This window comes from Microbacterium sp. SA39 (assembly GCF_000967865.1).
Classification (GTDB): domain Bacteria; phylum Actinomycetota; class Actinomycetes; order Actinomycetales; family Microbacteriaceae; genus Microbacterium.
This window is the reverse complement of record NZ_JXRU01000036.1, coordinates 180143-205499: the sequence shown is the minus strand read 5'-3', so window position 1 is coordinate 205499 and position 25357 is coordinate 180143. Positions and strand designations below refer to the sequence as shown.

The 25357-nt window shown below is 68.4% G+C and carries 22 protein-coding genes; 5 read left to right on the top strand and 17 right to left on the bottom strand.

Annotation, left to right across the window (positions count from 1 at the left end; genetic code table 11):
• Window positions 1-5: 5 nt before the first annotated feature.
• Genes RS85_RS13295 through RS85_RS13285 form a run of 3 tightly spaced genes read right to left on the bottom strand, consistent with a single transcriptional unit; the run spans window position 6 to window position 2697 of the window.
• On the bottom strand, window positions 6-992 hold the full coding sequence (locus tag RS85_RS13295; protein ID WP_046013931.1) for a Gfo/Idh/MocA family protein: 987 nt from the start codon (window positions 990-992) through the stop codon (window positions 6-8).
• Window positions 992-2089 carry a DegT/DnrJ/EryC1/StrS family aminotransferase gene (locus RS85_RS13290; protein ID WP_046013930.1) on the bottom strand — a complete coding sequence of 366 codons (1098 nt, stop codon included), beginning with the start codon at window positions 2087-2089 and terminating at the stop codon, window positions 992-994. Before RS85_RS13290 ends, RS85_RS13295 begins: the two co-directional genes overlap by 1 nt.
• Complete coding sequence (locus RS85_RS13285) at window positions 2086-2697, bottom strand: acyltransferase (RefSeq protein WP_046013929.1); 612 nt, start codon at window positions 2695-2697, stop codon at window positions 2086-2088. Before RS85_RS13285 ends, RS85_RS13290 begins: the two co-directional genes overlap by 4 nt.
• A 79-nt stretch (window positions 2698-2776) precedes the next feature.
• Between RS85_RS13285 and RS85_RS13280 the strand changes: the two genes are divergently transcribed.
• Window positions 2777-3463, top strand: coding sequence for a glycosyltransferase family 2 protein (locus RS85_RS13280; RefSeq protein ID WP_152642421.1), 687 nt, complete (start codon window positions 2777-2779; stop codon window positions 3461-3463).
• Window positions 3464-3467: 4 nt separating this feature from the next.
• Window positions 3468-3860, top strand: a complete 393-nt coding sequence (locus tag RS85_RS13275; RefSeq protein WP_046013928.1) for a DUF2304 domain-containing protein — start codon at window positions 3468-3470, stop codon at window positions 3858-3860.
• Between the two features lie 12 nt (window positions 3861-3872).
• Here RS85_RS13275 and RS85_RS13270 read toward each other — a convergent pair whose 3' ends face one another.
• The 5 genes from RS85_RS13270 to RS85_RS13245 all read right to left on the bottom strand — a co-directional run bounded on the left by RS85_RS13270 (window position 3873) and on the right by RS85_RS13245 (window position 11168).
• Window positions 3873-5831, bottom strand: a complete 1959-nt coding sequence (locus RS85_RS13270; RefSeq protein WP_046013927.1) for a DUF6541 family protein — start codon at window positions 5829-5831, stop codon at window positions 3873-3875.
• Window positions 5828-6565 carry an ABC transporter ATP-binding protein gene (locus RS85_RS13265; RefSeq protein WP_046013926.1) on the bottom strand — a complete coding sequence of 246 codons (738 nt, stop codon included), beginning with the start codon at window positions 6563-6565 and terminating at the stop codon, window positions 5828-5830. Before RS85_RS13265 ends, RS85_RS13270 begins: the two co-directional genes overlap by 4 nt.
• The gene (locus tag RS85_RS13260; protein WP_046013925.1) at window positions 6562-7464 is read right to left on the bottom strand and encodes an ABC transporter permease; all 903 of its coding nucleotides are present in this window, start codon (window positions 7462-7464) and stop codon (window positions 6562-6564) included. The genes RS85_RS13265 and RS85_RS13260 overlap by 4 nt, the downstream gene beginning before the upstream one ends.
• Window positions 7465-7547: 83 nt before the next feature.
• The gene (locus tag RS85_RS19060; protein ID WP_082087621.1) at window positions 7548-9995 is read right to left on the bottom strand and encodes an FG-GAP-like repeat-containing protein; all 2448 of its coding nucleotides are present in this window, start codon (window positions 9993-9995) and stop codon (window positions 7548-7550) included.
• A gap of 99 nt (window positions 9996-10094) precedes the next feature.
• Window positions 10095-11168: a glycosyltransferase gene (locus tag RS85_RS13245; RefSeq protein ID WP_046013924.1), complete on the bottom strand. Its 1074-nt coding sequence runs from the start codon at window positions 11166-11168 to the stop codon at window positions 10095-10097.
• A gap of 121 nt (window positions 11169-11289) precedes the next feature.
• Here RS85_RS13245 and RS85_RS13240 point away from each other — a divergent pair, with 121 nt between their 5' ends.
• Window positions 11290-13053 carry a DUF4012 domain-containing protein gene (locus RS85_RS13240; RefSeq protein ID WP_046013923.1) on the top strand — a complete coding sequence of 588 codons (1764 nt, stop codon included), beginning with the start codon at window positions 11290-11292 and terminating at the stop codon, window positions 13051-13053.
• A 143-nt stretch (window positions 13054-13196) separates the two neighbouring features.
• A complete protein-coding gene (locus tag RS85_RS13235) occupies window positions 13197-13781 on the top strand; it encodes a hypothetical protein (RefSeq protein WP_046013922.1) in 585 nt (194 codons plus the stop codon).
• 160 nt (window positions 13782-13941) lie between these two features.
• On the opposite strand, the gene RS85_RS13230 is transcribed toward RS85_RS13235, so the two are convergent.
• The 6 genes from RS85_RS13230 to RS85_RS13205 all read right to left on the bottom strand — a co-directional run bounded on the left by RS85_RS13230 (window position 13942) and on the right by RS85_RS13205 (window position 19862).
• Window positions 13942-15396: an LCP family glycopolymer transferase gene (locus tag RS85_RS13230; RefSeq protein WP_046013921.1), complete on the bottom strand. Its 1455-nt coding sequence runs from the start codon at window positions 15394-15396 to the stop codon at window positions 13942-13944.
• Complete coding sequence (gene purE, locus RS85_RS13225) at window positions 15393-15860, bottom strand: 5-(carboxyamino)imidazole ribonucleotide mutase (protein ID WP_046013985.1); 468 nt, start codon at window positions 15858-15860, stop codon at window positions 15393-15395. The genes RS85_RS13230 and purE overlap by 4 nt, the downstream gene beginning before the upstream one ends.
• A 118-nt stretch (window positions 15861-15978) precedes the next feature.
• The gene (locus RS85_RS13220) at window positions 15979-17130 is read right to left on the bottom strand and encodes a 5-(carboxyamino)imidazole ribonucleotide synthase (protein WP_268748008.1); all 1152 of its coding nucleotides are present in this window, start codon (window positions 17128-17130) and stop codon (window positions 15979-15981) included.
• A gap of 71 nt (window positions 17131-17201) precedes the next feature.
• Complete coding sequence (locus RS85_RS13215) at window positions 17202-17720, bottom strand: PH domain-containing protein (RefSeq protein WP_082087620.1); 519 nt, start codon at window positions 17718-17720, stop codon at window positions 17202-17204.
• A gap of 91 nt (window positions 17721-17811) precedes the next feature.
• Complete coding sequence (locus RS85_RS13210) at window positions 17812-18582, bottom strand: biotin--[acetyl-CoA-carboxylase] ligase (RefSeq protein ID WP_046013918.1); 771 nt, start codon at window positions 18580-18582, stop codon at window positions 17812-17814.
• Window positions 18579-19862, bottom strand: a complete 1284-nt coding sequence (locus tag RS85_RS13205) for a CDP-glycerol glycerophosphotransferase family protein (RefSeq protein ID WP_046013917.1) — start codon at window positions 19860-19862, stop codon at window positions 18579-18581. Before RS85_RS13205 ends, RS85_RS13210 begins: the two co-directional genes overlap by 4 nt.
• A 104-nt stretch (window positions 19863-19966) precedes the next feature.
• On the opposite strand from RS85_RS13205, the gene RS85_RS13200 reads away from it, so the two are divergent.
• Window positions 19967-20992: a glycosyltransferase family 2 protein gene (locus RS85_RS13200; protein WP_046013984.1), complete on the top strand. Its 1026-nt coding sequence runs from the start codon at window positions 19967-19969 to the stop codon at window positions 20990-20992.
• 15 nt (window positions 20993-21007) lie between these two features.
• On the opposite strand, the gene RS85_RS13195 is transcribed toward RS85_RS13200, so the two are convergent.
• The 3 genes from RS85_RS13195 to RS85_RS13185 are packed head-to-tail and all read right to left on the bottom strand — an operon-like array spanning window position 21008 to window position 25275.
• Window positions 21008-22444 carry a CDP-glycerol glycerophosphotransferase family protein gene (locus RS85_RS13195; protein WP_046013916.1) on the bottom strand — a complete coding sequence of 479 codons (1437 nt, stop codon included), beginning with the start codon at window positions 22442-22444 and terminating at the stop codon, window positions 21008-21010.
• Complete coding sequence (locus RS85_RS13190) at window positions 22441-23694, bottom strand: CDP-glycerol glycerophosphotransferase family protein (protein ID WP_046013915.1); 1254 nt, start codon at window positions 23692-23694, stop codon at window positions 22441-22443. Before RS85_RS13190 ends, RS85_RS13195 begins: the two co-directional genes overlap by 4 nt.
• Window positions 23695-23739: 45 nt before the next feature.
• Window positions 23740-25275 (bottom strand): S1C family serine protease, encoded by a 1536-nt coding sequence (locus RS85_RS13185; protein ID WP_082087628.1) that lies wholly within the window; start codon window positions 25273-25275, stop codon window positions 23740-23742.
• Window positions 25276-25357: the final 82 nt, after the last annotated feature.

The following is a 25357-nucleotide window of genomic DNA, read 5'->3' as shown; positions in this document are numbered from 1 at the left end:
CGAGATCAGAACGCCGTCGAGGCGCCGGAGGCGGCCGAGGCGACCGCACCTTCGACGACCTCGAGGGTGTGGAGACCCTGCTCCATGGTGACGAGGTCGCTCGGCTCGCCGAGCACGGCGTCGCGGAACGCCTCATGCTCGACGCGTAGCGGCTCGCGCTTCGCGAACGCGTATCGTGTGATATCACCTTCGGAGACTCCGCGGAAAGACGAGATCGACTCCCACTCGAGCGGGATGGTCCCGTTCGCGTAGAAGGTGAGGTCTCCGGTCGCGGTGTCCGCGATGAACGTGCCGCGATCGCCGGTCACGACTGTGATGCGCTCCTTCATCGGAGAGAGCCAGTTGACCAGATGATTGACGATCACGCCGTTGGCCAGCCGACCGGTGATCGTGATCATGTCCTCGAACTCACGACCGCTCTTATGTGCTGTCTGAGCGAACACGGTCTTGTACTCGCTCTGCGCGACCCAACTGGTCAGATCGATGTCATGAGAGGCGAGGTCCTTGGCAACCCCGACGTCCGCGATGCGCGCGGGGAACGTGCTCTGGCGACGGGTCGCGATCTGATAGACGTCTCCGAGATCGCCGCCCTCGAGCCGTCGCCGCATCTCCTGCACTGCAGGATTGAAGCGCTCGACATGGCCGACGGCGCCGACGAGCCCGCGCGACGCGAAGGCGTCGGCCATCCGACGCCCGGCTTCGACATCGTGCGCGATCGGCTTCTCGACGAGCGTGTGAACCCCCGCCTCTGCGAGCTTGAGCGCTGCGTCCTCATGGAACCGGGTCGGCACGGCGACGACCGCGATGTCGATGCCTGCGGCGATGAGGGCGTCGATGTCGGGAAGGACTTCGAGCCCCCCGGCGACGCCGTGGGGATCTCCCCCGGGGTCGGCGATGGCGACGAGATCGACACCGTCGACATCGCGCAGCACACGGGCGTGGTGACGACCCATCATTCCCACGCCGAGCAGACCTGCCCTCAGGTTGCCCATCAGGCACCCGCTCCGGCGACGGCGTTGACCGCCGCGACGATGCGCTCGAGGTCGTCCTGGCTGAGCGACGGGTGCACGGGCAGCGAGGCGACCTCGCGAGCGGCGCGCTCCGTCTCAGGCAGGTCCAGCCCCGGCGCGAAGCGCGTCAGCGAGGGCAGGCGGTGGTTCGGAATCGGGTAGTAGACGCCTGCACCGACATTGTGCTCGCTCTTCAGCGCCGCGACGAAGCCGTCACGGTCCTCGGGAACGCGGATCGTGTACTGGTGGTAGACGTGCACGGCGCCGTCGGCGACCGGCGGCACGACGACACCCTGCAGGTTGGCGTCGAGGAACGCGGCGTTCGCCTGCCGGGTCTTCGTCCAGGCGTCGACCTTGGTCAGCTGCACGCGGCCGATCGCCGCGTGGATGTCCGTCATGCGGGCGTTGAAGCCGATGACCTCGTTCTCGTACTGACGCTCCATGCCTTGGTTGCGCAGCAGCTTGACCTGGCGCGCGATCTCATCGGTCGCCGTCGTGACCATGCCGCCCTCGCCGCTGGTCATGTTCTTCGTCGGGTACAGGCTGAACATCGCGAACTCGCCGAATGAGCCGACGGGTCGGCCGTCGAGAGACGCACCGTGCGCCTGAGCCGCATCCTCGTAGAGCGCGACACCGCGCTCGGCAGCCAGCTTCTCGAGCTCACGCATACGCGCCGGGTGGCCGTACAGGTGGACCGGGAGGATGCCCTTGGTCTTCGGTGTGATGGCCGCCGCGACGGCCTCCGGGTCGAGCGTGAACGTGTCCGGCTCGATGTCGACGAACACCGGGGTGCCGCCGGTCAACGCGACGGAGTTGCCCGTCGCCGCGAAGGTGAAGGAGGGAACGATGACCTCGTCACCGGCGCCGACGCCGGCCGCGAGCAGACCGAGGTGGAGTCCCGCGGTGCCGGAGTTCACGGCGACGGAGGGACGACCGGGCACGAAGTGCGCGGAGAACTCGCTCTCGAACGTCGCGACCTCCGGGCCCTGCGCGATCATGCCGCTGCGCATCACGCGGTCGACAGCGGCGCGCTCTTCATCTCCGATGATCGGCTTTGCGGGGGGAATGAACTCGCTCACACGGTCTCCTTGATCAGTTTTCCGTCAGTCTCGATGTAGCGCGCCCCCGTGGAGGGGCACACCCAGGTCTTCTCGTCCTCGCCGGCGGCCAGGGGGACGCCGGATTCACCGACCCACCCGATGCGGCGTGCGGGAACGCCGGCGACGAGCGCATAGGCCGGCACGTCCTTGACGACTACCGCTCCAGCCGCGACCGTCGCCCAGGCGCCGATGGTGACGGGGGCGACACAGGTCGCCCGTGCGCCGATGGCGGCGCCGCGTTCGATCGTGACCCCGACGGGCTCCCAGTCGTGGGCGCTCTTGATCGTCCCGTCGGCGTTGATCGCGCGTGGGTAGGTGTCGTTGGTGAGCACCACCGCGGGACCGATGAACACGCCGTCGCCGAGCTTCGCAGGCTCGTAGACGAGAGCGTAGTTCTGCACCTTGCAGTTGTCGCCCATCACCACCCCGGTGCCGATGTAGGCGCCGCGCCCCACGATGCAGTTCTCTCCGAGCTGCGCATCCTCGCGCACCTGCGCAAGATGCCAGATGGAGCTGCCTGCTCCGATCTTCGCCTCAGGGGACACATCGGCCGAATCGACGATCCGGACATCGGTCGGTGAGGGCATACGGGTTCTCCTCGTGGGTGAAGAAGGGGACTCGGTCATCCTATCTGTTCACCCACTCGTTTCCTGAGAGGATAGGAGTGTGATCAACCCAGCCAGCCCCGATCCGCACACCTGGGTCGTCGTCCCGCTGTTCAACGAGGCGACCGTGATATCGGGGGTGATCGCGACCCTGCTCCCCCACTTCCCGAACGTCGTCTGCATCGACGACGGCTCCACGGACGACTCCCTGGAAGCGGCTCGCGCGGCCGGTGCGCACCTCGTCGAGCACCCGATCAACCTGGGACAGGGCGCGGCGCTGCAGACCGGTATCGACTACGCGCTCGCGCAGCCGGGGTGCGAGTACATCGTGACGTTCGACGCCGACGGCCAGCACCGCGTCGACGACGCGATCGCCATGGTCGCCGCGGCGCGGGAGTCAGGGGCGGCCATCGTCTTCGGGTCACGCTTCCTCGATGACCGGACGAACCCGGGCTGGATGAAGCGCGTCATCCTCAAGACCGCCGTCTGGGTGACGAACCTCACCACGAGCGTCAAGCTCACCGATGCGCATAACGGCCTGCGGGTCATCCGCGCAGATGCGGCCCGTCAGATCCAGCTCCAGCAGGATCGGATGGCGCACGCGACCGAGATCGTCCTCCAGCTCGGGCACACCGGGCTCCCCTGGATCGAGCATCCGGTGGAGCTGCTGTACACCGACTATTCGAAGTCGAAGGGGCAGTCGGTGCTCAACTCCGTCAACATCCTCGTCGACCTGATCGTGAGGTAACGCCATGTGGATCCAGATCGTCCTCATCGTCGGCGTCGTGGCCATCGGCGCTGTCTTCATGCGCCGCACGGGAGCTGACAACCACCTGGCGATCCGGCGACTTCTCTTCGGAGCCTTCGTCCTGGTCGCCATCGTCTCCATCCTCTTCCCGCAGTGGCTCACCTGGGTGGCGAATCTCGTGGGCGTCGGCCGAGGCACCGACCTGCTGCTCTATGCGCTCGTCCTGATGTTCCTGGTTTTCGTCTACACCCAGTCACGCCGCAACGCCGCGCAGCAGCGACGACTCACGCTGCTCGCCCGCAAGCTTGCGCTGCTGCAGGCGACCACCGCTCCCGAGGGAACACCGCCCCACGGCCCGACGCACACCCCCGGTCCGGATCCGGCCGACGGCGCCTGATCCCGGCGAGCCTCATTCGCACGCGGTGATCCGCCAGAGGCTCGCGTCGCCTTGCCGTGCGACCTCGGTGAACCCCGGCTGACCGTCGAAGTCGGTCATACCCGGCATCAGATACTCACCGGGGCGGGTGCCGCCGATGCCGAAGTCGAGCACGTACCCCGGAGCGCCGTACGCGACGAGCGCGTCGCAGACAGCGGGGTCATCGTCGACGTCGCGCAGTGAGGTCGCCAATGTGTCCCAGGCGGTCGACTGCGGCGGTGACCAGGTGCGCGGGACGATGTCGCGATCTCCCAGCACATAGGCGAAGGCCGCACCGGTCGACGGGTTCGCGACGATGAGAGCGTCGTCGGGGACGAGCTGGGGCAAGTCGCGCAACAGCGTGTACTCGTCGTCGGAGAGGTAGGTGTCGTCGTCCATCGCGTACCGGGACTGTTCATCGGTCTCGGCTGCCACGCGCAGCAGCACGACCGGTGCGACGATCACTCCGACCGCTCCGACGATCGCGATGACGATCATCGCGATCGCGGTGAGGGGCGTCCGGCCGAGAAGCGTCACAGAGGACCAACGCCTCCCCGTCATCCGGATCAGCGTCGCGAGGCCGATCGCGGCGAGGGGCACCACGATGAGCGGCACGATCGCCGCGATCCGGAAGGAATCCCCGTACCAGGGACCCGTGAGGACGCGTTTGACCACCGGGAGGTCGGTGGCGACGCCGACGACGTAGAGCAGGGACACTCCGGCCCAGGCGACGACCAGCCAGCGCAGGCGCGGATTGCGAACGGCGACGATGATGCCCGCCACCATCAGCGCACTCACGGCCACCGCCGCAGGGAGCAGGGAATGGCTGTTCAGCAGCACGTCCGAGGCTGCACCCAGCACCCCGCGGTACGACCGCCACAGGACCGTGCCCGCGAGATACGCGAGCGCGAGCCAGACCGCCACGACAGCGGTCCAGCCGACGAGGAGCACGGTAAGAGACCGGATTCGGAACAGGCGATCGCCGCTGCCGTAGCCGCGCAGGATGGTGCCGGTGAGCCACAGCATCACGAGCATTCCCCAGACGAGGACGGAAGACGGCTGCGCGAGTGTCGTGGCGACGACCGCGAACACGGCAGCGGTGCCGGTGGCGGACGCACGACGGAGCTTCGCACCGGGTGCCTCGCCCATCCAGACCCGCACGGTCATGATCGTCAGCGCCGCCGCGGCCGGGGCGACGGCGAGGGACAGTGCGTACGGGTAGAGGACGCCCCATTCGAACATGAGCTGCGGGAAAGCGAGGAGGCCGGCGGAGAGCGCTGCGGCGAGCGCGGTGACCGTGCGGCTGCCGTGACTGATCACGCGGGCGAAGAGAGCGATGCTCAACGGCCACACGATCGCAGCGATCACGAGCGACACCATGTTCGCCGCCACCGGGATCGACTCGACATCGAGCGCGACGAGTGACGCGACCGCATGCCAGGCCGCGGGATAGAAGGTCGTCCCCCCGATGAGACCCGAGACATCGAGGGAGGATGCCGTGCCGGTCTCTGCGATCCAACGCAGAGCGTTCAGGTGGAAGACGGCGTCATTGGTCTGAGACAGAGCGCCGGGTGCACCCACATATGTCAGGAGGCGCGCGGCGTTCAGTCCTCCACCGACGACCAGGCCTGCCGCGAGGAGCGCGTTCGACACCCGGGAACGGCCGCGCGGAACGGCCGCGCGAAGTCTCCGCCTGACCGCGAACGACACGGCCCACACGATCAGCGCGATCAGCGCGATCCCCGCCGCGACACTCACATGCCCCCAGCGGACGCCGATGAACGAGTAGATGATCGCCAGGAGCGACAGCAGCCCGACCGACACAGCCGGAGCCGCAGCCCACAGCGTGAGCCCGCGGAGGCGCAGCACGACACCGATGAGCAGACCGGGCAGGAACACCACGACGAGGCCCAGGGCGAAGAGCCCCGAGTGCGCCAGCCAGTCCGTGATCATTCGTCGACCAGCGCGATCGCGCCCTCGATCTCACCGTCGTAGACGACCTCGCCCTTGTTGATCACCACGCCTCTGGTGCAGAGCTCTCGGACCATCTCCATGTCGTGGCTGACCACGACGAGCGTCTTCTTCTGCGCGATCAGCTCGCCGAACTTGAGGCGGCACTTCTCGCGGAACGGTGCATCTCCGACGGACAGGATCTCGTCGACGAGGAGCACATCGAGTTCCACGTGGATGGCGACCGAGAAGGCGAGCCGCATGAACATGCCCGAGGAGTAGTGCTTGACCTCCTGGTCGATGAACTGCTCGATCTCGCTGAAGGCGACGATCTCGTCGTAGCGCTCCTCGACCTCCTTGCGCTGCATTCCGAGGATGGCGGCGTTGAGGAACACGTTCTCGCGACCGGAGAGCTCCGGGTGGAAGCCGGCGCCGACCTCGATGAGCCCGGCGACGCGGCCGCGCGTGAGCACCTCTCCGGCATCCGGCTCCATCACCCCGGAGATGAGCTTGAGGAGCGTCGACTTGCCCGACCCGTTCAGGCCGAGGATCGCGACCGATTCTCCCTCGTTGATGACGAGATCGAGTCCCTTCAGCGCCTCGAAGGTGCTGCTGGTCTTGCGACGACGGATCCAGGCCACCACGGTGTCCTTGAAGGACAACGCATGGTTGAGGGTGAAGTTCTTGCGCACACCGTCGACGACGATGCTGGGGCGTGAGGCGAGTGCGGTGCTCATAGGTCCTGGGCGAACTTTCCCTCGAGGCGTCGGAAGACGAGCTGGCCGAGCAGCAGGGTGCCCACGGCGATCAGGAACGTCCAGAGCGTGTTCCAGGCGAGGTCCGGCGGCAGCGCGAGCGTGGTGGTCGAGACCGGACGCCAGAAGGCGTAGTGGAACAGCTCGACACCCTGGGTGATCGGATTCAGCAGGTAAAGGTTCACGAACCAGTCCGGCCAGCCCAGCTTGTTCATCGCGTCCTGCACCATGGTCCACGCATAGAGCACGGGCGACGCCCACGTGGCGAGAAGGAGAAGGAGTTCGACGATGTTCTCCGCGTCGCGGAAGCGCACGTTGAGCGCTCCGAAGAAGAGTCCGATCCCGAGGGCGAACAGCGACACGATGATCATGGCCGCCAGGGCGGCGAGAACGCCGAGGATCGAGACGCTCGGGATCCACCCCATGAACAGGCAGACGATCAGCAGCAACGCGAGTTGCGGCAGGAAATGGATGAAGGCCACGATCACGGACGAGACGGCGAACAGCTGACGCGGCAGGAACACCTTGCGCACGAGGGGGGCGTTGTTCACGATCGACGTGGTGGCGTTCTTGAAGGCCTCGGAGAACAGATTGATGACCACGATTCCGGAGAACAGGTACACCGGGTAGTTCTGGATGTCGCGGTTGAGGTTGAGGAAGAGCCCGAGCACGACCCAGAACACGAGGAACTGCGCGCCGGGACGGACATAGGACCAGGTCCACCCGAGGATCGAGTTGCGGTAGCGGGTCGTGACGCCTGTCCGCACCAGCAGGTACAGGAGGTAGCGCCAGCGCACGACATCGATGAGTCCACGGCTGGTGCCAGGGGTATCGAACTCGGAACGCGGGACGACGGCGAAAAGATCTCGGGTATCTGTCACTGGCCCACTCATTCAGCTGCGGTGGCGGTCGCCACGACGCATCTCAGTATCTTATGGCACCGTGCTGAGCGCCTCCGGCACGCTCAACCGAGCGCCGAGAAACCGCCCCAGCCCGTCCCGATGATGCTGCTCGCACCCCACCCGCCGCGGCCATCTCCGCGGTACAGATAGAGGTTGTTGTCCGCACCCCGGGTGATCAGATCAGCCGTGCCGTTCCCATCGAAGTCGCCTGGACCGACGATCGCGGAGAAGCCGCCCCAGCCCTGACCGATCTGGCGAGCGGTGCCCCACCCGCCGGCTCCGTTCGTCGAATACAGCCACAGGCTCGCTCCACTCGATCGGACGACGAGGTCTGTGTAACCATCGCCGTCGAAATCGCCGGCGTTGGAGATCGAGTCGAACCCGCTCCAGCCGTTGCCGATCGGGAGCGCCGAGCTCGCCCATCCTCCCTTGCCGCTACCCCGGTAGTAGACCAGCTGTCCCGCCCGGTTGCGGCCGATGACGTCAGTGTTCCTGTCGCCGTCGAAGTCGACACCGCCCACCAGCAGCGACAGCGCCTGCCAGCCCGTGCCGATCACCGCCGGTTCGCCGTACGTGCCGACGGCCGATCCGGGGTACATCAAGAATCTGCCGTCGGCCGTGATCCGTCCGAGATCGCGGTAGCCGTCGCCGGTGAAGTCGCCGAGCGTCATGATGCGGTCGGTCGGCAACCAGCCGGCGCCGATCGGCTTAGATCCGCGCCATCCCCCAGTGCCGTTCCCGCGGTAGAGGCTGAGAGAACCCTGCGAACTCAGTGCGAGCACATCGAGGGCACCGTCGCGGTCGACGTCGCCGGCCCCGGGAGCCAGCGCGCGAGGACCGGTCACCACCGCACCCACACCGGTGAGGCCGGAGAGCGCCTGCCAGCCGTTGCCGATCCTGCCGCCGGTGATGATGGAGCCCGAACCGTCGCCCGGGTAGTGATAGAGATCACCGGCCGCCGTGCGCGCGAGCAGGTCGGTGACGCCGTCTCCGCTGAAATCGCCCGGCGCGAAGATCACCGACATCCCGCCCCATCCGTCGCCGATCTGCCGCTGCCCGTTCCACCCGCTGGCGCCGTTTCCGTAATAGGCCCAGAGACGGCCGGCTGTGTCCCGCCCGACGAGATCGGGATTGCCATCGCGGTTCAGGTCGACGTTGCCGACCAGAAGGTTCATCCCGTTCCAGCCGTTACCGATCCGAACGCCCGGGAGCAGTCCGCCTCGATCGTCGCCGCGCCACAGGGAGAGGTCGCCGGCCGCGTTCGTCGTGATCACGTCGGGAATACCGTCGCCGTCGAGGTCACCTGCCGCGGTCGACAGGAGCACTCCGCTCCAGTCCAGATTGAGAGCTCGCGGCGCGTCGAAGCCCGAACCGTTCCCGCGCATCAGCGACACACCGCTTTGCTGACGAATCACGAGGTCGCGTGTGCCCTCCCCGTTGAGATCACCGACCATCATCGCCGACGTGACCGGCGCGAGTCCGCTCGCCAACTGCTTGCGCTCGCCCCAGGCGCCCTTCGCGAACGGGTATCCCCACAGCGACCCGGCACTGTCGACGCCCGCGACGAATGACGACGTGCTCACCGAGGTGAGCGCAGGAACGGTCGGCACCTGCGTCGAACCGAACCAGTCCGTGAAGTAGTTGTAGAAGTTCCGGTTGCCGTAGGCGGAACAGGAGTTGCCCGCGCCGTAGCCCGCGGCGAGAGCTGCGGCGTTCGGCTGGTACGGCGTGTAGTAATAGAGCGCGGACGTGGCCTTGTTGGCCACGTAGACGGGCGAGGAGCCGCAGGCGGAATTCGGGTTGTACTGAATGTTCCACGTCCGTCCCGGTGCGTACCACTGGAACCACTTGCCTTCCATGTAGATCTGCATCTGGCGCGCCGCGCCGTAGATCTGGTGGAAGAAGCCGATGTAGTTCGGGTCGCACGGTGCGGTGTCCGGGCACCCCTGTCCCAGAGCGATGCGGTAGCGCCAGGCGCTGGGCCAGGTGTTCGTCACCAGGCTCTGCTCCTTCTGGAGCATCACGATGAGCACCTGCGGGTTGATGTTGCAGGCCTGGGCGGTCCGGTAGATGATCCGCGCCGCCGACTCGTTCGCCGCCCCCGTGTATCCGCTGCAGTAGGCGTCGGCCGGGCGCGTCACCGTGGTCATGGTGAAGTCCTTGAGGCAGACGATCGGTTCGTTGTTCTCGTCGCGACCGCCGAGGCAGCGGGACACCTTGCTGTTGAAGAAGCTCTGGATCTGCGCCTCTGTCATCGAGTTCTTGTTCGTGAACACGGCATCGCTGATGATGTTGCCGGCGTTGAACCCGGCGAGCACCGTCTTCGCTATGCCGGTCGCGGCGGGATCGGCGGAGGCGCTCACCGCGGGGGCGACGCTCGACGAGACGGATGCCGCGGCGACGGTGGCGGGGACCACCGTGCCGACGATCAGGGCAGAGGCGGCGAGGAAACAGGTGAGGAGTCGGGCGGTCCTCAGTGTGTTTCGCGAGCGTGGGGCACGTCGAGACATGTGACCAGTGTGACGGAAGTTGCAGAATGATGCCACTGTTACTGAGAATCCGCTGCATGAGATCGGCGTGTCATGAGACGCGCAGGCAGCTCTCAGGTCTCAGAGATCGGCGTGCAGGCCCCAGACGCGCTCAGCGGAACTGGCCCACGAGAACGCGCGCGATCGATCGGCGGCGAGGACCCGCAGGCGCGGCCCGCCCTCCCTCGCGGCCTCGGCAACGGCATCCGCCATCCCGCCTTCCGGCACCAGAAGTCCGCCGTCCGCGATGACGTCGTGGTGCGAGCCGCTGTCGACAGCGACCACCGGGACACCGAGCGTCATCGCCTCGACCGCACGCCACGGCCATCCGGCGACCGGACTCGTCGCCGCGAAGGCCGAGGCTCCGGCCAGCACGGCCGCGCGGTCTTCCGGCGACAGCCCGCCGCGGATATGCGCCCGGCGCTCCGGGAGTCCTGCGGCGGAGGCGAGCTCCGCCAGGCGCGGCTCCGCTCCCTCAGGGGCATCGAGCACCACCGCGTCGACACCGGCGGCGACAGCTCCGCGGAAACCCCCTTCCAGGGAGGCGGCGGTGCCCGTGAGCACCACGTAGCCCTCGGGGAGGGAGAGCGATGCACGCCGCGCGGCGGCATCATGCGGCGCCGAGAATCCGCGGGGGGCGGCCCCGGCGATCACCCTCACGCGGTCGCCGATCCGAGCCAGTTCAGACAGCCGTTCCGCGACCGCATGCGACGGCACCACCACCGCGTCGGCGTGCTTCACGGCTCGCTTCAGCATCGCGCGCTGCCATCCCACCACGCCCTTCGGAAGAAGATCCGGCGCATCCCACGCCTGCAGATCCCACACGGTGACAGTGGTCTGGTCGTTGTCATGCACGCGATCGTGACGCACGAGAGGTGCCATGAGGCTCGGAGAATGGATGAGGCCGCCTCCCACCCCTGGCGCTATCCCCAGCTGCCAGGCGCCGGCGAGCTCGCGACGACCGAGAGTGAGCGTGCGCACGTCGGAGACTCCGGGCACGGGCACCTCGGCTCCCGCCGGCACGATCGCGTCGACTGTGCAGCCCGATGGCGCCGTGGCGACGAGCCCCGCCACGAGATCGACGGCCGCGGAGGCCTGATCGGCATCCACGACATGCACGAGCTGATCCAACACCACACGCAGCCGAGCACCCATGCGCTCAGGTTATCCTCGCCTACCCGCTCCCCCGTGGAGCGCGACCCTCGTGCCGCGCGAATGTCAGTGATCCCACAGGAAGCATGCCGTCGCTCACTCCGGTTCGTGCTTGAATGCTCACGTGAGCGACGGTCGACTTCCCCGGCAGCGCCGATGGGTCGGTTGGACCGTCGGCATCCTTCTGACCGTCCTGGTCCTGGCAATCGGCTGGGTGACCGTGCGCGGGATCGGCGCCGTGAGCGATCTGCAGCAGGTCGCGAAGGGCGCATCGCAGCTCAAGTCGTCGATCGCCGCGGGCGATCTCGAAGGAGCCGAGCCGATCGCGAAGAGCATCGCCGGCAACGCGGCCTCGGCGAACGACCTCACCTCTGATCCGATCTGGCAGGCGTTCGGTCTCGTGCCATGGCTCGGCCCCAACTTCCGAGCGGTGAGCGACGTGGCGACGATCGCCGATGATGTGTCGTCGGACGCTCTCACTCCGCTCCTCGACGTCGCCGGCGACTTCGACCTGGCCGGCCTCGGGTTCACCGGCGGCGCGATCGATCTCGCACCGTTCGCAGCGATCGAGAAGCCGCTCGGCACCGCCAGCGATGCTCTGACCTCGGCGGCGCGGCGCGCCCAGCAGATCGACGCCGACGCCACTCTCCCCCCTCTCGCCGACGCGGTACGCGAGCTGCGCGGCTCCGTCACCGAGGCCGCGACGGTGGTCGGTTCGCTCCACGGAGCTTCCGTCCTGCTGCCCACCATGCTCGGCGGCGAGGGTCCTCGGAATTACGTGCTGGCGATGCAGAACAACGCCGAGTTGCGCTCGTCCGGCGGGATCATCGGCTCCATCGCCCTGCTGCATGCGGAAGGCGGCCGCATCACCCTGGGCCTGCAGGCCTCCACCCGCGACTTCCCCGCGCTCGACGTGCCTCTTCCGCTCAGCGAGTCCACGGTCGCGCTTTTCGAGGACCGGCCCGGACGCTACCTGCAGAACATCACCAGCATCCCTGACTTCGCTGAAGCGGGCGCCACGATCGCCACGCGATGGCAAGGGCGATTCGGCGGAGAGGTCGATGGCGTGATCGCCGTCGACGCCGTCGTCGCGAAGCATCTGATGGCTGCGACCGGGGACCTCGCCTTCGGACCCTTCACCGCGACCGAGGACACGGTGCTCAGCATCCTGCTCTCTGAGATCTACGCCGCCATCCCCGACCCGGCAGCCCAGGACGACGTCTTCGCCCAGGCGGCGGGCGGACTCTTCTCCGCCGCGCTCTCCGGCGGTGACCCACGCGCGCTGATCGGCGCCCTCGCCGAGGCGGCCGACGAAGGCCGCGTCCGCATCTGGAGCGCGCACGAGGACGAGGAAGCCGTGCTCGCGGCCTCTGCGCTCGGAGGCACGATTCCCGAGGACGCTGCCGATGCGACCTACGTCGGCGTGCTGATGAACGACACCACCGGCGCCAAGATGGACTACTACACGCGCGCATCCATCGCCACAGCGGTCGGAACGTGCCAGGGCGAGGCGACGACCCAGGTGCGAGTGACGTGGACCAACACCGCGCCGGCGGATGCCGCGACCTCGCTGCCGCCCTATGTGACGGGCGCCGGATACTACGGCGTCCCGGCGGGGTCGGTGGGCACGCTGATCGCGGTGTACGGACCCGAGGGCGCCACGCCTTCGCGGATCGATCGCGACGGCGAGGAAGAGGGCGTGCAGACGACGACGCTCCAAGACCGCGCCGTGGTGCAGCACGAGGTGCTGCTCGCGCCCGGGGAGTCGACGACCATCACCGTCGAGTTCCAAGGCGAGGGTGCCGGAGAACGACTCACCGAGGCGCTGGTGACACCGTTGATCCAGGAGCCCGAGATCTCCCGGGCCGAACTGCAGTGCGCATCGTGACTTTCGCCGCCGGATAGGTTACTGTCGACCTACTGGGGAATATCTGGGCTCTGTCTTCCTGCCGTGGGGGCAGGATGAGTCCACGCAGTCGAATGCAGGGGTGTGTTCGAGTGCGATTCCGCGTGAAATTCTGGGGAGAAATCATGCTGAAGAAACTGGCTGCCATCAGCCTTGCCGCCGGCGCGCTGGTATTCATCGCGCCGACCGCTGCGACCGCTGCGCCTACCGCGCCGGATGCAGCATCCGACTCCTACCCGTCGCCTCCCGGCGTGAAGGTCGGTGATCCGATCATCGACACATGCGAGGTCTCGACCATCGTCTTCGGGGCGGACTACTTCCTGCCGTCCGAGAACGTGAACGTGTCGGTGTCCGGCCTGAACGCCGGGAACTCGGCGATCTCCGGCAACACCGCGACTGCCGACGGGGGCCTCACTGTGACCTTCCGCCCGCCGTCCGACGGCGAGGGCTCCTACGCCGTCGCCTTCGCGGGTTCGCGCTCCTACACGGCGACGATCACCGTCTCGCAAGGCCAAGACGCAGCCGAGAGCTGCGATCACGATCCCGCGGTCGCACCCGCAGGCTCGGAGATGCCGCTCACCGGTGACGGATTCGAGCTGGCTCTCACGGGAGGAAGCGTCTCGCCGTGGGTCCTCGGCGGCGGGGCAGTCGCTCTTGTCGCCGGCGGAGCGCTCGTCGCGACGGGTGCGGCTCGCCGCAAGCGCGCCTGAGTCTGGCTGCCGCCTCGCGCGGTGGTCGGCTGGACGACGGTGATCCCTCCCCCTCCGATCACCGTCGTCTGGCGAGTCCGGTCATCGCACCGGAAGCCCACGGCCTCTTCCTCTCGAGGAGACGGTCGTGGGCTGCGGCGTGCCCGGCAGGCGGCGCTGATCACGGCTCGGGGGTCGGGGTCTCCGTCGGAGGGTGCAGTGCGAGCCGGATCATCTCCTGGATGTAGGCGTAGTCCGGCTGATACTCATCCACACCCGTCTCGGGGGTCAACTCGATCGACGTGACCGGCAGCTCCTTCGACTTGAGCACGAGGTCGAAGAACTCCGGGAGCTTGTCCTGCGGCAGGTCGGTGCTGATCAGCGCCGTCCCCGCCGCTGCCACCTCGTTGAATCGGGTGAGCACGGTCTGCGGGGTGAACTGCGCGAGGATCGCTGCCTGCAACTCGCGCTGGCGTTTCATGCGGTCCCAGTCGCTGGTCGTGTACCTCGAGCGGGCATACCACTGCGCGGTGTCGCCGTTCATGAGCTGTTCGCCCGGCTCGATCCAGCCGATCGCCCACTCGTTCACGTCGGTGCCCTGCCAGTTCTCGGGCGGGCCGCCCTTCGGCAACCGCTCGGTGACGTTTATGTTCACACCGCCGAGAGCATCCACGAGTTCTGCGAATCCGTGCATGTCGACGAAGACGTAGTACGGGATCTCGATTCCGAGAATGCCTTCCGCAGCATCCTTGGTCGCCTCGATGCCGGGCTCCGAGCCCTGCGCCACCGCGTCGGGATAGAGCGACGCCCCCTGGTCTTCACGGCAGATCTCGGCGGCATTGCGCACGTGGTTCATCCACCCGTTCCACCCGCACGAGGACGAACCGTGCCCTTCGAAGCCGTCCGGATACAGTTCCTGCATCGGACTGCCCTCACTGAACGGCGCGTTCGGGAGTTCGCGCGGGATGCCCGTGATCGTCACGGCTCCGGTGTCGGCGTTCACAGACACGACGGAGATGCTGTCGAACCGCATCGAGTCGCGTCCGTCACCGCTGTCGGCGCCGAGGAGCAGGATGTTGTAGTAACCCTCGCTGGGCGGGACACTCGGTCCGCTCTGACCGAAGATCGTGCTGATGGTGCCCCGCGCAGACCCTACCGCCGTCGCGGCGTACCCCGCTCCCCCGCCTACGAGCCCGAGGAGCAGTAGCGCCACCACCGGAATCGCGAACCGCGAAGGGACCGGCACCTTCACCAGGCGAACCAGCCGCAGGGCGTCGAACGTCAAGATGATCCACAGCACCACGTACCCGACGAGCAGGACCTGCACGATCGTCAGCACAGCTGCCGAGAAGAAACCCCCGCCGATGGTGAGCCACAGCAGCACGGGCCGGGCGAAGAGCACGAGGCCGGCCGCCACGATCACGAGGAACCAGGCGAGAAGGGTGGCACCGAGCCCGAAGCGGCCGAGGCGGCGGTTGCCGGCGAGGACCTGCGCCGATCCGGGCACGAAGAGGTTGAGCAGCACGAGCCACCAGCCGCGCTTGGCCATGAGCGCCGGGTCGGACGAGTTCGGATGCCGGAGCGGGCGAGTCTCGATGAGCGGGCGCCCTGATGCGCGCGGCGGCGCAAGCGTCACAGCGAACCCTTCAGCCGTTCGTTCTTCTTCTCGACCTGCGCTTCGAGGTCGCGCGCGAAGGCCTCCATGCGGTCAGCGATATCGGAGTCGGAGGTTCCCAGGATCCGCGCGGCGAGCAGACCCGCGTTGCGCGCCCCACCGATCGACACGGTCGCCACCGGGATACCCGCAGGCATCTGCACGATCGACAGCAGCGAGTCCATGCCGTCGAGGTAGGCCAGGGGTACGGGCACGCCCACCACCGGCAGCGGAGTCATCGAGGCGACCATCCCCGGCAGATGAGCTGCTCCACCGGCGCCGGCGATGATCACGCGGATGCCGCGAGCCCTCGCCTCACGCGCGTACGACATCAGCTTGTCAGGCGTGCGGTGCGCCGACACGACCTCGACCTCATGCGGGATGCCGAACTCCGTGAGTGCCTGGGAGGCGTCGCCCATGACGCGCCAGTCGGAGTCGGATCCCATGATGACGCCGACGAGCGGCTCGGCAGCGGAGTGCAGTGGCTCGGTCACCAGATCAGGCTACGGTCTGCCGCTGTGAGAAGCCCCCAGCGGCACACCTGTCCGCCGGTGTTGCGGACACTCAGTCGAAGTGCGCCGCCGCTGCCCTCGCCACGTAGACGGCATCATCGAGGTCGTCGCCGGAGACATTGACATGACCCACCTTGCGACCGGGTCGCGGGGTCTTGCCGTACGTATGGATCTTCGCCGTCGGGTGCTCGGCCATGGCTGCGTCGAACCGCGCCTCGAGCGTGCCCTCGGCGGGGCCGCCGAGGATGTTCACCATCACCGACCACGTCGCGCGCGGCGCCGTGCTCCCGAGCGGCAGATCGGCCACGGCGCGCAGGTGCTGTTCGAACTGCCCGGTGACCGCACCGTCCTGCCCCCAGTGGCCGCTGTTGTGCGGACGCATGGCGAGCTCGTTGACGAGGATCCGCTCGTCGTCCGTCTCGAAGAGCTCGACGGCGAGCATGCCCGTCACTCCGAGGCCGTCGGCGATGGCCCGACCGATCTCCGCGGCGACCCTCGACAGCCGCTCGGTCGCCGCCGGCGCCGGAGCGATGACCTCGGCGCACACGCCGCCGCGTTGCACGGTCTCGACGACCGGGTAGACGGCGATCTGACCGCTGGGACGACGAGCCACCTGCTGCGCGAGCTCCCGGACGAAGGGCACGAGCTCTTCGACGAGCAGGGCGTCGCCGTCGGCGACCGCGTCGATCCAGTCACGGGCCTCCTCGGCGGCGCGGACGACCCGCACGCCTTTGCCGTCGTATCCCCCGCGCGGCGTCTTGACGACACCTCGGCCGTCGTGCGCGTCGAGGAAGGCCTGCAGTTCCTCCGCGCTGCGGACGGCTGCCCACTCGGGCTGCGGGATGCCGAGCTCCGAGAGGCGCTCCCGCATCGAGAGCTTGTCCTGGGCGAACTGGAGCGCGTCGGGACCGGGGTGTACGACGACGCCGTCGGCGACCAGCGCGCGCAGCACGTCCTGGGGCACATGCTCGTGATCGAAGGTGATCACATCGACGTCTGCGGCGAAGGCACGCACGGCATCGATGTCCCGGTAGTCGCCTACTGCGGTCGCCGCGAGCTGGGCGGACATGCCCTCACCCTCGGCCAGCACCCGCAGATCGAGGCCGAGCTCGACCGCCGGAGCGATCATCATCCGGGCCAGCTGTCCTCCGCCGATCACGCCTACACGCAGCGTCATGTGCCGCCTCCATTCGTCTGTCCTCATTCTCGCGCACGAGAGCTGGGGCGTCCGACATCATCACCGATGCACCCACGAATGAGCGCCGGTCGAGCGGATCAGAACCGGTCGGTGTTGTCGGCGCCGCCCTGCGCGTCGCGGTGAGCGAGGATCTGCCCCACCTCGATCTGGTCGGCGAGGGTCTCGTGCACCAGCGTGACGTTCGGCACGTTCGACAGTCGCAGCGGGGCGTCCACGCCGTTGGAGAGAGTGATGGTCCCCGCTCCCCACAGGCGCTGCAGCGGTCCCCGACGAACGCCGATCGTGTAGCCCCGGGCGTGCGACATCTCCTGGCGCCGACGCGCCCCGATGCCGTGGTGCGCGATGACCCTTCTGGTGGTGACCGTCGTGCTGCGGGAATACCAGACGAAGAAGGGAATCACGACGAGGAGCAGGACGGCGACGCCGGCCGCCGCCAGCAGCATCCAGTTCTCCAGGCCCGCCGGCAGATTGTCGTAGAAATACGCTGTCGCGCCGAAGACGGCGATGAGAACGACCGCCGACCAGAACAGACGGCGGGCGTGGCTGCGGAACCGTGCGATCAGCAGTTCCTCGGTCTGCGCGCCGGGGGGCGGCATCAGGGGCCGGCCTCCGAGCGTCACGGGCTGAGTCACCCCACCATTGTGCCTCTGATCTGCGACATCGCCGTCTGCGCGACGGCGTGTCAGATCAGGCCGGGCGAACGTGCACGACGTCGCCCGCCGAGACCGCGTGCGCGGATCCGTCGGCCGAGACGAGCAGTCGACCGTGCGCGTCCAGCGCCGTCGCCACTCCGTCGAGCATCCGGTCACCCGGCAGGGAGACCCGCACGGCGAGCCCGAGTGTCGCACACCGGGCGGTGACCGCCGCATGCAGACCGCTGACCACGGCATCGTCAGCCGCAGTGAGCGCGGAGAGGTACTCGCCCAGCCGCTCCAGATAGTCTGCCAGCAGCCGGTCCTCGTCGACGGCCGTCCCGAGGACGGCGAACGAGGTCGCCGTCGGCACCGGAAGCTGCTCGGCGGTCATCGCGGTGTTGACGCCGGTTCCGACGATGACGGCATCCGTCGTCGCCTCGGCGAGGATTCCGCAGATCTTTCGGCCGTCCACGAGGACGTCGTTCGGCCATTTGACGGCGACGTCATGACCTGCGAGCTGCTCCGACACCGCCTCGGTCATCGCGAGGCCCGCGGCGAGCGGGATCCATCCGCGAGCGCCGGGGTCGGCGGGCAGCGCGCGGAGCAGGACCGAGACGGCGAGCGATGCGCCGTCCGGCGCGACCCAGGTGCGATCGAGGCGCCCTCGTCCGGCCGTCTGGTTACGGGTGATCACCGCGGAGAGATGCGGCCAAGCGTCGGTGTCGTCCACGTGGGCCCGCAGATCGGCATTGGTCGAGCCGGTGTCCCGCAGTACCTGAAGGCGCGGCACGACGGCCCGGGCGCGCGGGAAGTCGCCGCTCACGCTTCTTCCTCGTCTGCCTCGTCGTCGTCGTCGTCCTCGTCCTCGCGGATCGCGCCGACCTCGTGCGCCTGCCACTGCTCCCACTCCTGCATGAGCCGCTCGACGGCCGCGTGGAACTTCGCTGTGGCCACCCCCGGTGTCGTGTCCCCGAAATAGTGCTGCACCCACATCTTCAACCGCGCGACGGCCGCGTCGTCCGCACGCACGCGATCGACCTCGGCGACGATGCGCGCCGCATCCTCCACGGTCAGCCACTCGCAGTCCGCGAGGTAGCCCGTCGTGTCTATCGAGGCCTCTTCGTCTGCAGGGCGCGTGATCATGAGCGGCTTGCCTGCGGCGAGGCGGTCGTAGACCATGGCCGAGATGTCCACGATCGCCACGTCGGCAGCGGAGAGCTGCCAGCCGAGCTCCGCCCCGTCGTCGTACACGTGCTGGGCAGTGGAGTCGGCTGCATTCGCAGCGTTGATCGCCGCGACGATGCGCCGGTGCGCGGCTCCGTACGCCTCGTCGACGACCCCACTGCGGGGATGCGGGCGATAGATCACCCGATGTGCACCGGTCGCGAGCAGCCGCTCCACGAGCGCTTCGCCATGGGTCGCGATCGATCCGTAGTGCGCGCTCGGACGGTCGCCCTCCCAGGTCGGCGCGTAGAGCACCACGACCCGCTCGTCCGGGGTGTAGGGCAGGGTCCCCGAGTAGTGATCCGCCTGCGGGCGACCGATATCCATGGTGCGCCGCTCGACGTCGTAGTCCCAGAGAGTGCGGGAGAGACGGTCGCGCGCCGCCTGACCTGCGACGAACGCGTAATCGTATGCCTTGTACTGATTCGTCGTCATGTACATCTTGTCGGACTCGCCGTGGTTGATGAACACGTGCCAGCGGCGTCCGTAGCGGAACATCTGGAAGTTGCGCGTGTTCTGGTTGACGTACAGCACGACCTTGATGTCCTGCTGCGCGATGAACCTCTCGAGATCGCGGACCTTCGGCACGAAGGCGACGGGAGGACCGTCCTCCTCGAGCAGCTTCTCGGCGCCCGTGGCGGCACGCGAGAGCACCACGACCGGCCAGCGCTTCGCGAGTTCCGCGAGCGGCCGGTACCACTGACGCATCTGGTACATGTTCACCGCGCCGTCGGCGAAGTACACGGCGATCTGGAAGTGATCGAGCGGATGCGGCTCCCGCTCTGCCAGGCGTCGCCGGACCCGTTGCACCGCGCTGCGCGACTTGAGAGCACGCGTGAGGAGACGGTACGCCTTCTTGGCGTCAGACAATGCACCCATCCCTCCAGAATACGGAGATCAGGGAACGGTCGATGTCGCCGTGACATGATCGTCATGTGCCCGCCAACGAATCCGCCGCCCTCGTGTCCGGCGTTTCCTTCGTCATGCCGGTGCTCAACGAGCGGGCCTACCTCGAGCACGCCATCGCATCGGTGCTCGCCCAGGATGTCGATGCCCCGGCCGAGCTCGTCCTCGCGCTCGGCCCGTCGACCGACGGGACCACTGAGCTGGCCGAGCGGCTCGCCGCAGCGGACGATCGCATCCGACTGGTTCGGAATCCGGCAGCGCATATCCCCGTGGGTCTGAACGCCGCGATCCGGGCGAGCCGCTACGCGACGGTCGTCCGTGTCGACGCGCACTCCGAGCTCTCCCCCGGCTATGCAGCCCGTGCGCTCGAGACCTTGGCGCGCACGCAGTCCGCCAACGTCGGAGGCGTCATGCACGCCGAAGGCCGCACGCCGTTCCAGAAAGCAGTCGCGCGTCTGTACAATTCGCGCGTCGGCCTCGGCGGCGGGGCGTACCACAGCGGCACCCAGGAGGGGGAAGCAGAGTCCGCGTACCTGGGAGTCATGCGCCGCGAAGTGCTCGACGAGGTGGGACTCTTCGACGAATCGATCCGGCGCGGCGAGGACTGGGAGCTCAACCTCCGCATCCGCCAGGCGGGGCACCGGGTCTGGTTCGACCCGACCCTCTCGGTCACCTACTGGCCGCGCGAGAGCTGGATCCGCCTCGCGCGCCAGTTCCGCGCCACGGGCGCCTGGCGTGGCGAGCTCGTCCGCCGTTTCGGCCGCAGCAACGGCATCCGCTACTTCGCACCACCCGCGCTCGTGCTCGCGGTCGCCCTGGCCGTGGTCGTCGCGGTGCTGCAGATCACCGGCGTCCTCGCGGGGATCACCTCCGTCGTGGCGTCGCTCGTGGTGTATCTGCCGCTCGCGCTCTACCTGCTGCTCGTGCTCGCGGTGGCCTTCGCTCCGGGCAGCGGTCGGTTGCGGCAGAAGCTGTGGACCCTGCTCGTGCTGCCGACGATGCACCTCTCGTGGGGGCTCGGATTCCTCGGCGGGGTCCTTCGCGGAGCGCGCGACACGGTCGACGCGTCGCGCCTCGGCACCCGCAACACACCCCTGCCCTGACGTGAGCGTGGTCGGTCAGCGACTGACGAACCCCAGATCGAGGATGCGGTCCACCACGCGCTGCGCGGCGCGTCCGTCGTCGCGGGTGTTGAACTGCGCACGCCAGGCCGCGTAGCGACTCGCGTACGTCGCCTCCTGACCGGGGTCGGCCAGCGCCGCTGCGAGTTCGTCCTGCGTGCGGACGAGCGGCCCGGGAGCCCGTCCGGGGAGATCGAAGTAGAAACCCCGCAGCTGTCCGCGGTAGTGATCCATGTCGGGTACCAGGAAGTACATCGGCTTGCCGGTGACGCTGAAGTCGAACATCACCGAGGAATAGTCGGTGATGAGCGCATCGGCCGCGAGAAGAAGCTGCGCCGTCTCGGGGTAGCCGGTCACATCGATGACCCGGGCACCCGCCCGGTCCCGCCCCTGCGGCAGGGTGCGGGAATGCCCGCGAACGAGCACCACGGCGTCGGCCTGTACGGCGAGGAGCTCCAGGTCGATGAAGTCGACCATCTCCGCGCGATCGTCTCGCCAGGTCGGCGCGTACAGGAGCACACGCTCACCCTCAGCGATCCCGAGGGCTGCGCGGATCGCCGCCGGAGCACCCGTCGTGAGAGCGTCGTTGCGGGGGTAGCCATCGACCCAGATCGGTCGCCCGAAGAAGGCATATGCCTTGCGGAGAATCCGCTCCGAGTACGTGTTCTGCGCGAGCAGCACGTCCCACCGCCGCGACTCCTTGATGACAGCGGCCATGCGCCGCGGATCGAAGCCGGGCCGATGCAGAGCGAGGCGCTTGAGCGGGGTGCCGTGCCAGGTCTGCAGCACCTTCTGCCCTGGCTTGCGCACGAATCGTCGACGCAACCAGTCGTTCACCACGAGCAGGCGGGCCGCCCCTCGGGCGTGCCACCACTCCGGACTGCCCTCGACGACGGCGATCGCGCCCTCAGGCACGGCGACCGAGAGGTCGACGACGCTCCAATAGCGGTGCACGCCGGGGGCCCGCGCCGCGAGCTCGCGGTCGATCGCCTGCGGATTGCAGCCGACGCTGCGCCCGTAGAAGGTCTCGAAGAACACGGCGTTCTCGGTGCCTCCGGCCTGCGCCACATATCGACCTTCGAGGGTCGACTGGCCCTCCACCGTCTCGTACACGGGTGCGATCGGGGCGGCGATCAGGACAGTGGGGCCCTCGACCGCGACGCGGACACCCGTCAGCACCTGAGCCGCGACATGCAGATCGTCGATGTCGGTGTCGGCTATGCGCAGCTCGTACGACCCGGTCGGCAGGGGCAGCTCCGCTCCGCCCCAGCGCGAAGCCCGCAGGGGGAACATCGCCTTCCACGTCTTGCCGCCACCGGTGATCCGGGCGTCCACACGTGCCCGCGGTCCGACCAGTTCTGCCGTCGCCGGTCGCTGACCGGTCCCTGCGATGATCAGGGCTTCCGCCGCCTCATCGATCCGGGCCGTCGTCATGCTGCTCCCTTCGGTGCGGGTATCCCCCGCGCGCGGATCGCCTGGTACACCCGGTGGGTGTTGCGCCCGTCTCGATATGCGTGCATCTCCGCGCTGAGCGTAGCGGAACGCGCCGACGCCGCGTCGAACGCCGCGGGGTCGGACAGCAGCGCGCGAAGCTGGTCGAGGACGCCGGCCCAGTCGTTGGAGGCCGCGGGACCGGCGACGTCCTCGAAGCGGGCGTAGAACCCTCGGGTGTACGCGTACTCGATCGCGTCCGGAGCAAGGAAGAGCACCGGCATCCGCAGTAGTCCCACGTCGTAGGCGAGGGACGAATAGTCGGTGATCAGCACGTCGACCGCGGGAAGCGCCGGCGTGACATCGGCGAGAACGGAGGCACCCAGCATCCGCACCCTCCGGCTGGGCAACGGCGGCATGTATCCGCCTTCGCCGAGAGGATGCGAACGCACGAGCAGGACCGCGTCGTTGTCTTCCAGCACTCGGATGATCCGCACCCACTCCGACGCGGAGGGCACCGCCGGATCGGCGGCGCCGTCGCGCCAGGTCGGCGCGTACAGGACCACGCGCGTGTCTTCCGAGAGGTCGTCGACGACAGAGGAGAGCAGGGCGGATGCCGCGGCGCGCCGTGACGTGACCGACCCGGCCGACAGGACATCGACGCGCGGCTCCCCCGTCACGACGACACGGTCATCGCCGAGGCCGAAGGCGGACTCCAGGCGCCCGCGTGACCGATGCGACGCGGCGGGCAGCACCCTGATCCGCTGTGCCGCGCCACGGTAGAGCAGCGCCACCGCGCGGCGCAGCAGAGGGGCTCCCGGCACATTCGGCACCTGCGTGGTGGCCGGCGAATCGAGGCCGATCCGCTTGAGCGGGATGCCGTGCCAGAGCTGCACGACGAAGGCACCGCCGTTCGCGTAGCGGTTGACATCTCCCAATCCGTGGGTGACCACGAGCACTCCTGCTCGCGCCGTCGCCCACCAGCCGCGCAGACCGTTCTTGCGCAGGGTGCGGATGCCGAGGGCAGCCGCATCGCGATCCTCGCGGTCCGACGAGGTCAGCCACACCGTGTCGTGTCCGGCGGCTGCCGCGTGCCGCTGCAGGGCGAGCGCGCCGTCGCCGATTCCCGCACCGCAGCCGAATACCCAACGCCTACCGCGCGGTACGAGGAAGACGCCCAGGCGCCCTGCGGCATAGAGCGGAATCCGGAGCAGCTTGGCCGCATTGCCGGTGCCGAAAGAGAAGGACGCCACCCCGCGAGCCTATCGCGGGGTGGCGTCCTTCTCTGCGAACGCGGATCAGCCGGGGAGCTCGCCGAGCGTCACCTCGAGTTCGTCCTCCTTGCCGCCGCGCACGTACGTGACGGTGGCATCGCTCCCGGCGGCCGCTGCGCGCACCTGCGCGGTGAGATCGCTGGCGCTGGCGATCGGCACACCGTTGAAGGCCGTGACGACATCCTCTGCCCGAAGTCCTGCGTCGGCGGCCGCACCGCCGTCGGTGACCTCTGCGATGTACGCGCCGGAGACGCTGGCACCCTCGACGCTCGCGGCGTCGCGGACCGAGGCGCCGAGCAGACCGTGCGTCGCGGCACCGTCGGCGATGATCTCGTCGGACACCCGCTGCGCGATGTTCGCGGGGATGGCGAAGCCGATGCCGATGGACCCCGATTCCTCAGACCCGCCGGGGCTGGCGATCGCGACGTTGATGCCGATCAGCTCGCCCTTGCTGTTCACGAGGGCACCGCCCGAATTGCCCTGGTTGATCGCGGCATCCGTCTGGATCACGGCGATCGAGATCGATCCCCCGGACTGCTGGGGGGTGCTGCCGGGGATGTCGAACTGGAACGGTCCTTCGCCCTCCCCCTCCTCCGGCGTCTGCTGCTCCTGCGGAGCGTCTTCCGACGAGTCGGGCACGGCCGACGATGCGATCTGGATGCTGCGGTTGAGAGCGCTCACGATGCCGGTCGTCACGGAGTTGGCGAGTCCGAGCGGCGCACCGAGAGCCACGGCGGTGTCGCCCACGTTGAGCTTCGACGAGTCGGCGAACTCGATGGGGGTGAGTCCTTCCGCATCGGTCAGCTTGATCACGGCGAGATCGTAGATCGGGTCGGTGCCGACGACCGTGGCCTCGTAGATGCGTCCGTCGGAGGTGGTCACCCGGATCGTCGGGTCGGCCACGGCACCGCCGAGAGTCACGACGTGAGTGTTGGTGAGCACATAGCCGTCGTCGCTGATGATGACGCCCGAGCCGCTGCCGCCCTGGTCGGAGCCCGCGACCTCGATCGTGACCACGGAGGGGAGCGCTTCCGTCGCGACCGCAGTCGTCTCGTTCACCGATCCCGGGTTGTTGACCGTGACGGTCTGCGGTCCGCCGGCGTTGCTGCTCGTCGGCTGATCCTGCAGCCCGCTCATGAGGGCGCCGCCGCCGAACCCCGCGACACCGCCGACTAGGGCTGCCGCCACGACGAAGGCTGCGAACTTGGCGCCGCCTCGCGACTTCGGCTCCTTGGCTGCGCCGCTGTCCAGCGGCTGCGTCTGCTGCGTGGCGGTCGTGGGAATGCCGAAGGCAGCACCCGGGGCCGAGGCCGTCGCGTGAGCGGTTCCCGGCGCAGCGAAGGGCTGCGGCGCGACGTGCGTGGGCTCAGCGGATGCCGAAACGGCGGAGGCCTGCGACGTGAAGGTCGAGGGCACCTCGTGCCCTGGCGCGGGTGCGACGGGGATGGGGGTCTCGGCGGCGGAGGGGGTCGGCTGTGCGGCGACCTCTGCTGCCTCGGTGGACGGCACGGCGTCGTGCGACGCGGGTGCCGAGTGGTCCTGGGGGTGCTCTTCGTTCATGGTGTGCTCCTTCATCAACGCCCCTTCAGACTGCCGCCTGTATCTGTGCGTTTCGTATGGTGAAGATGAGTTTCCGCTATGG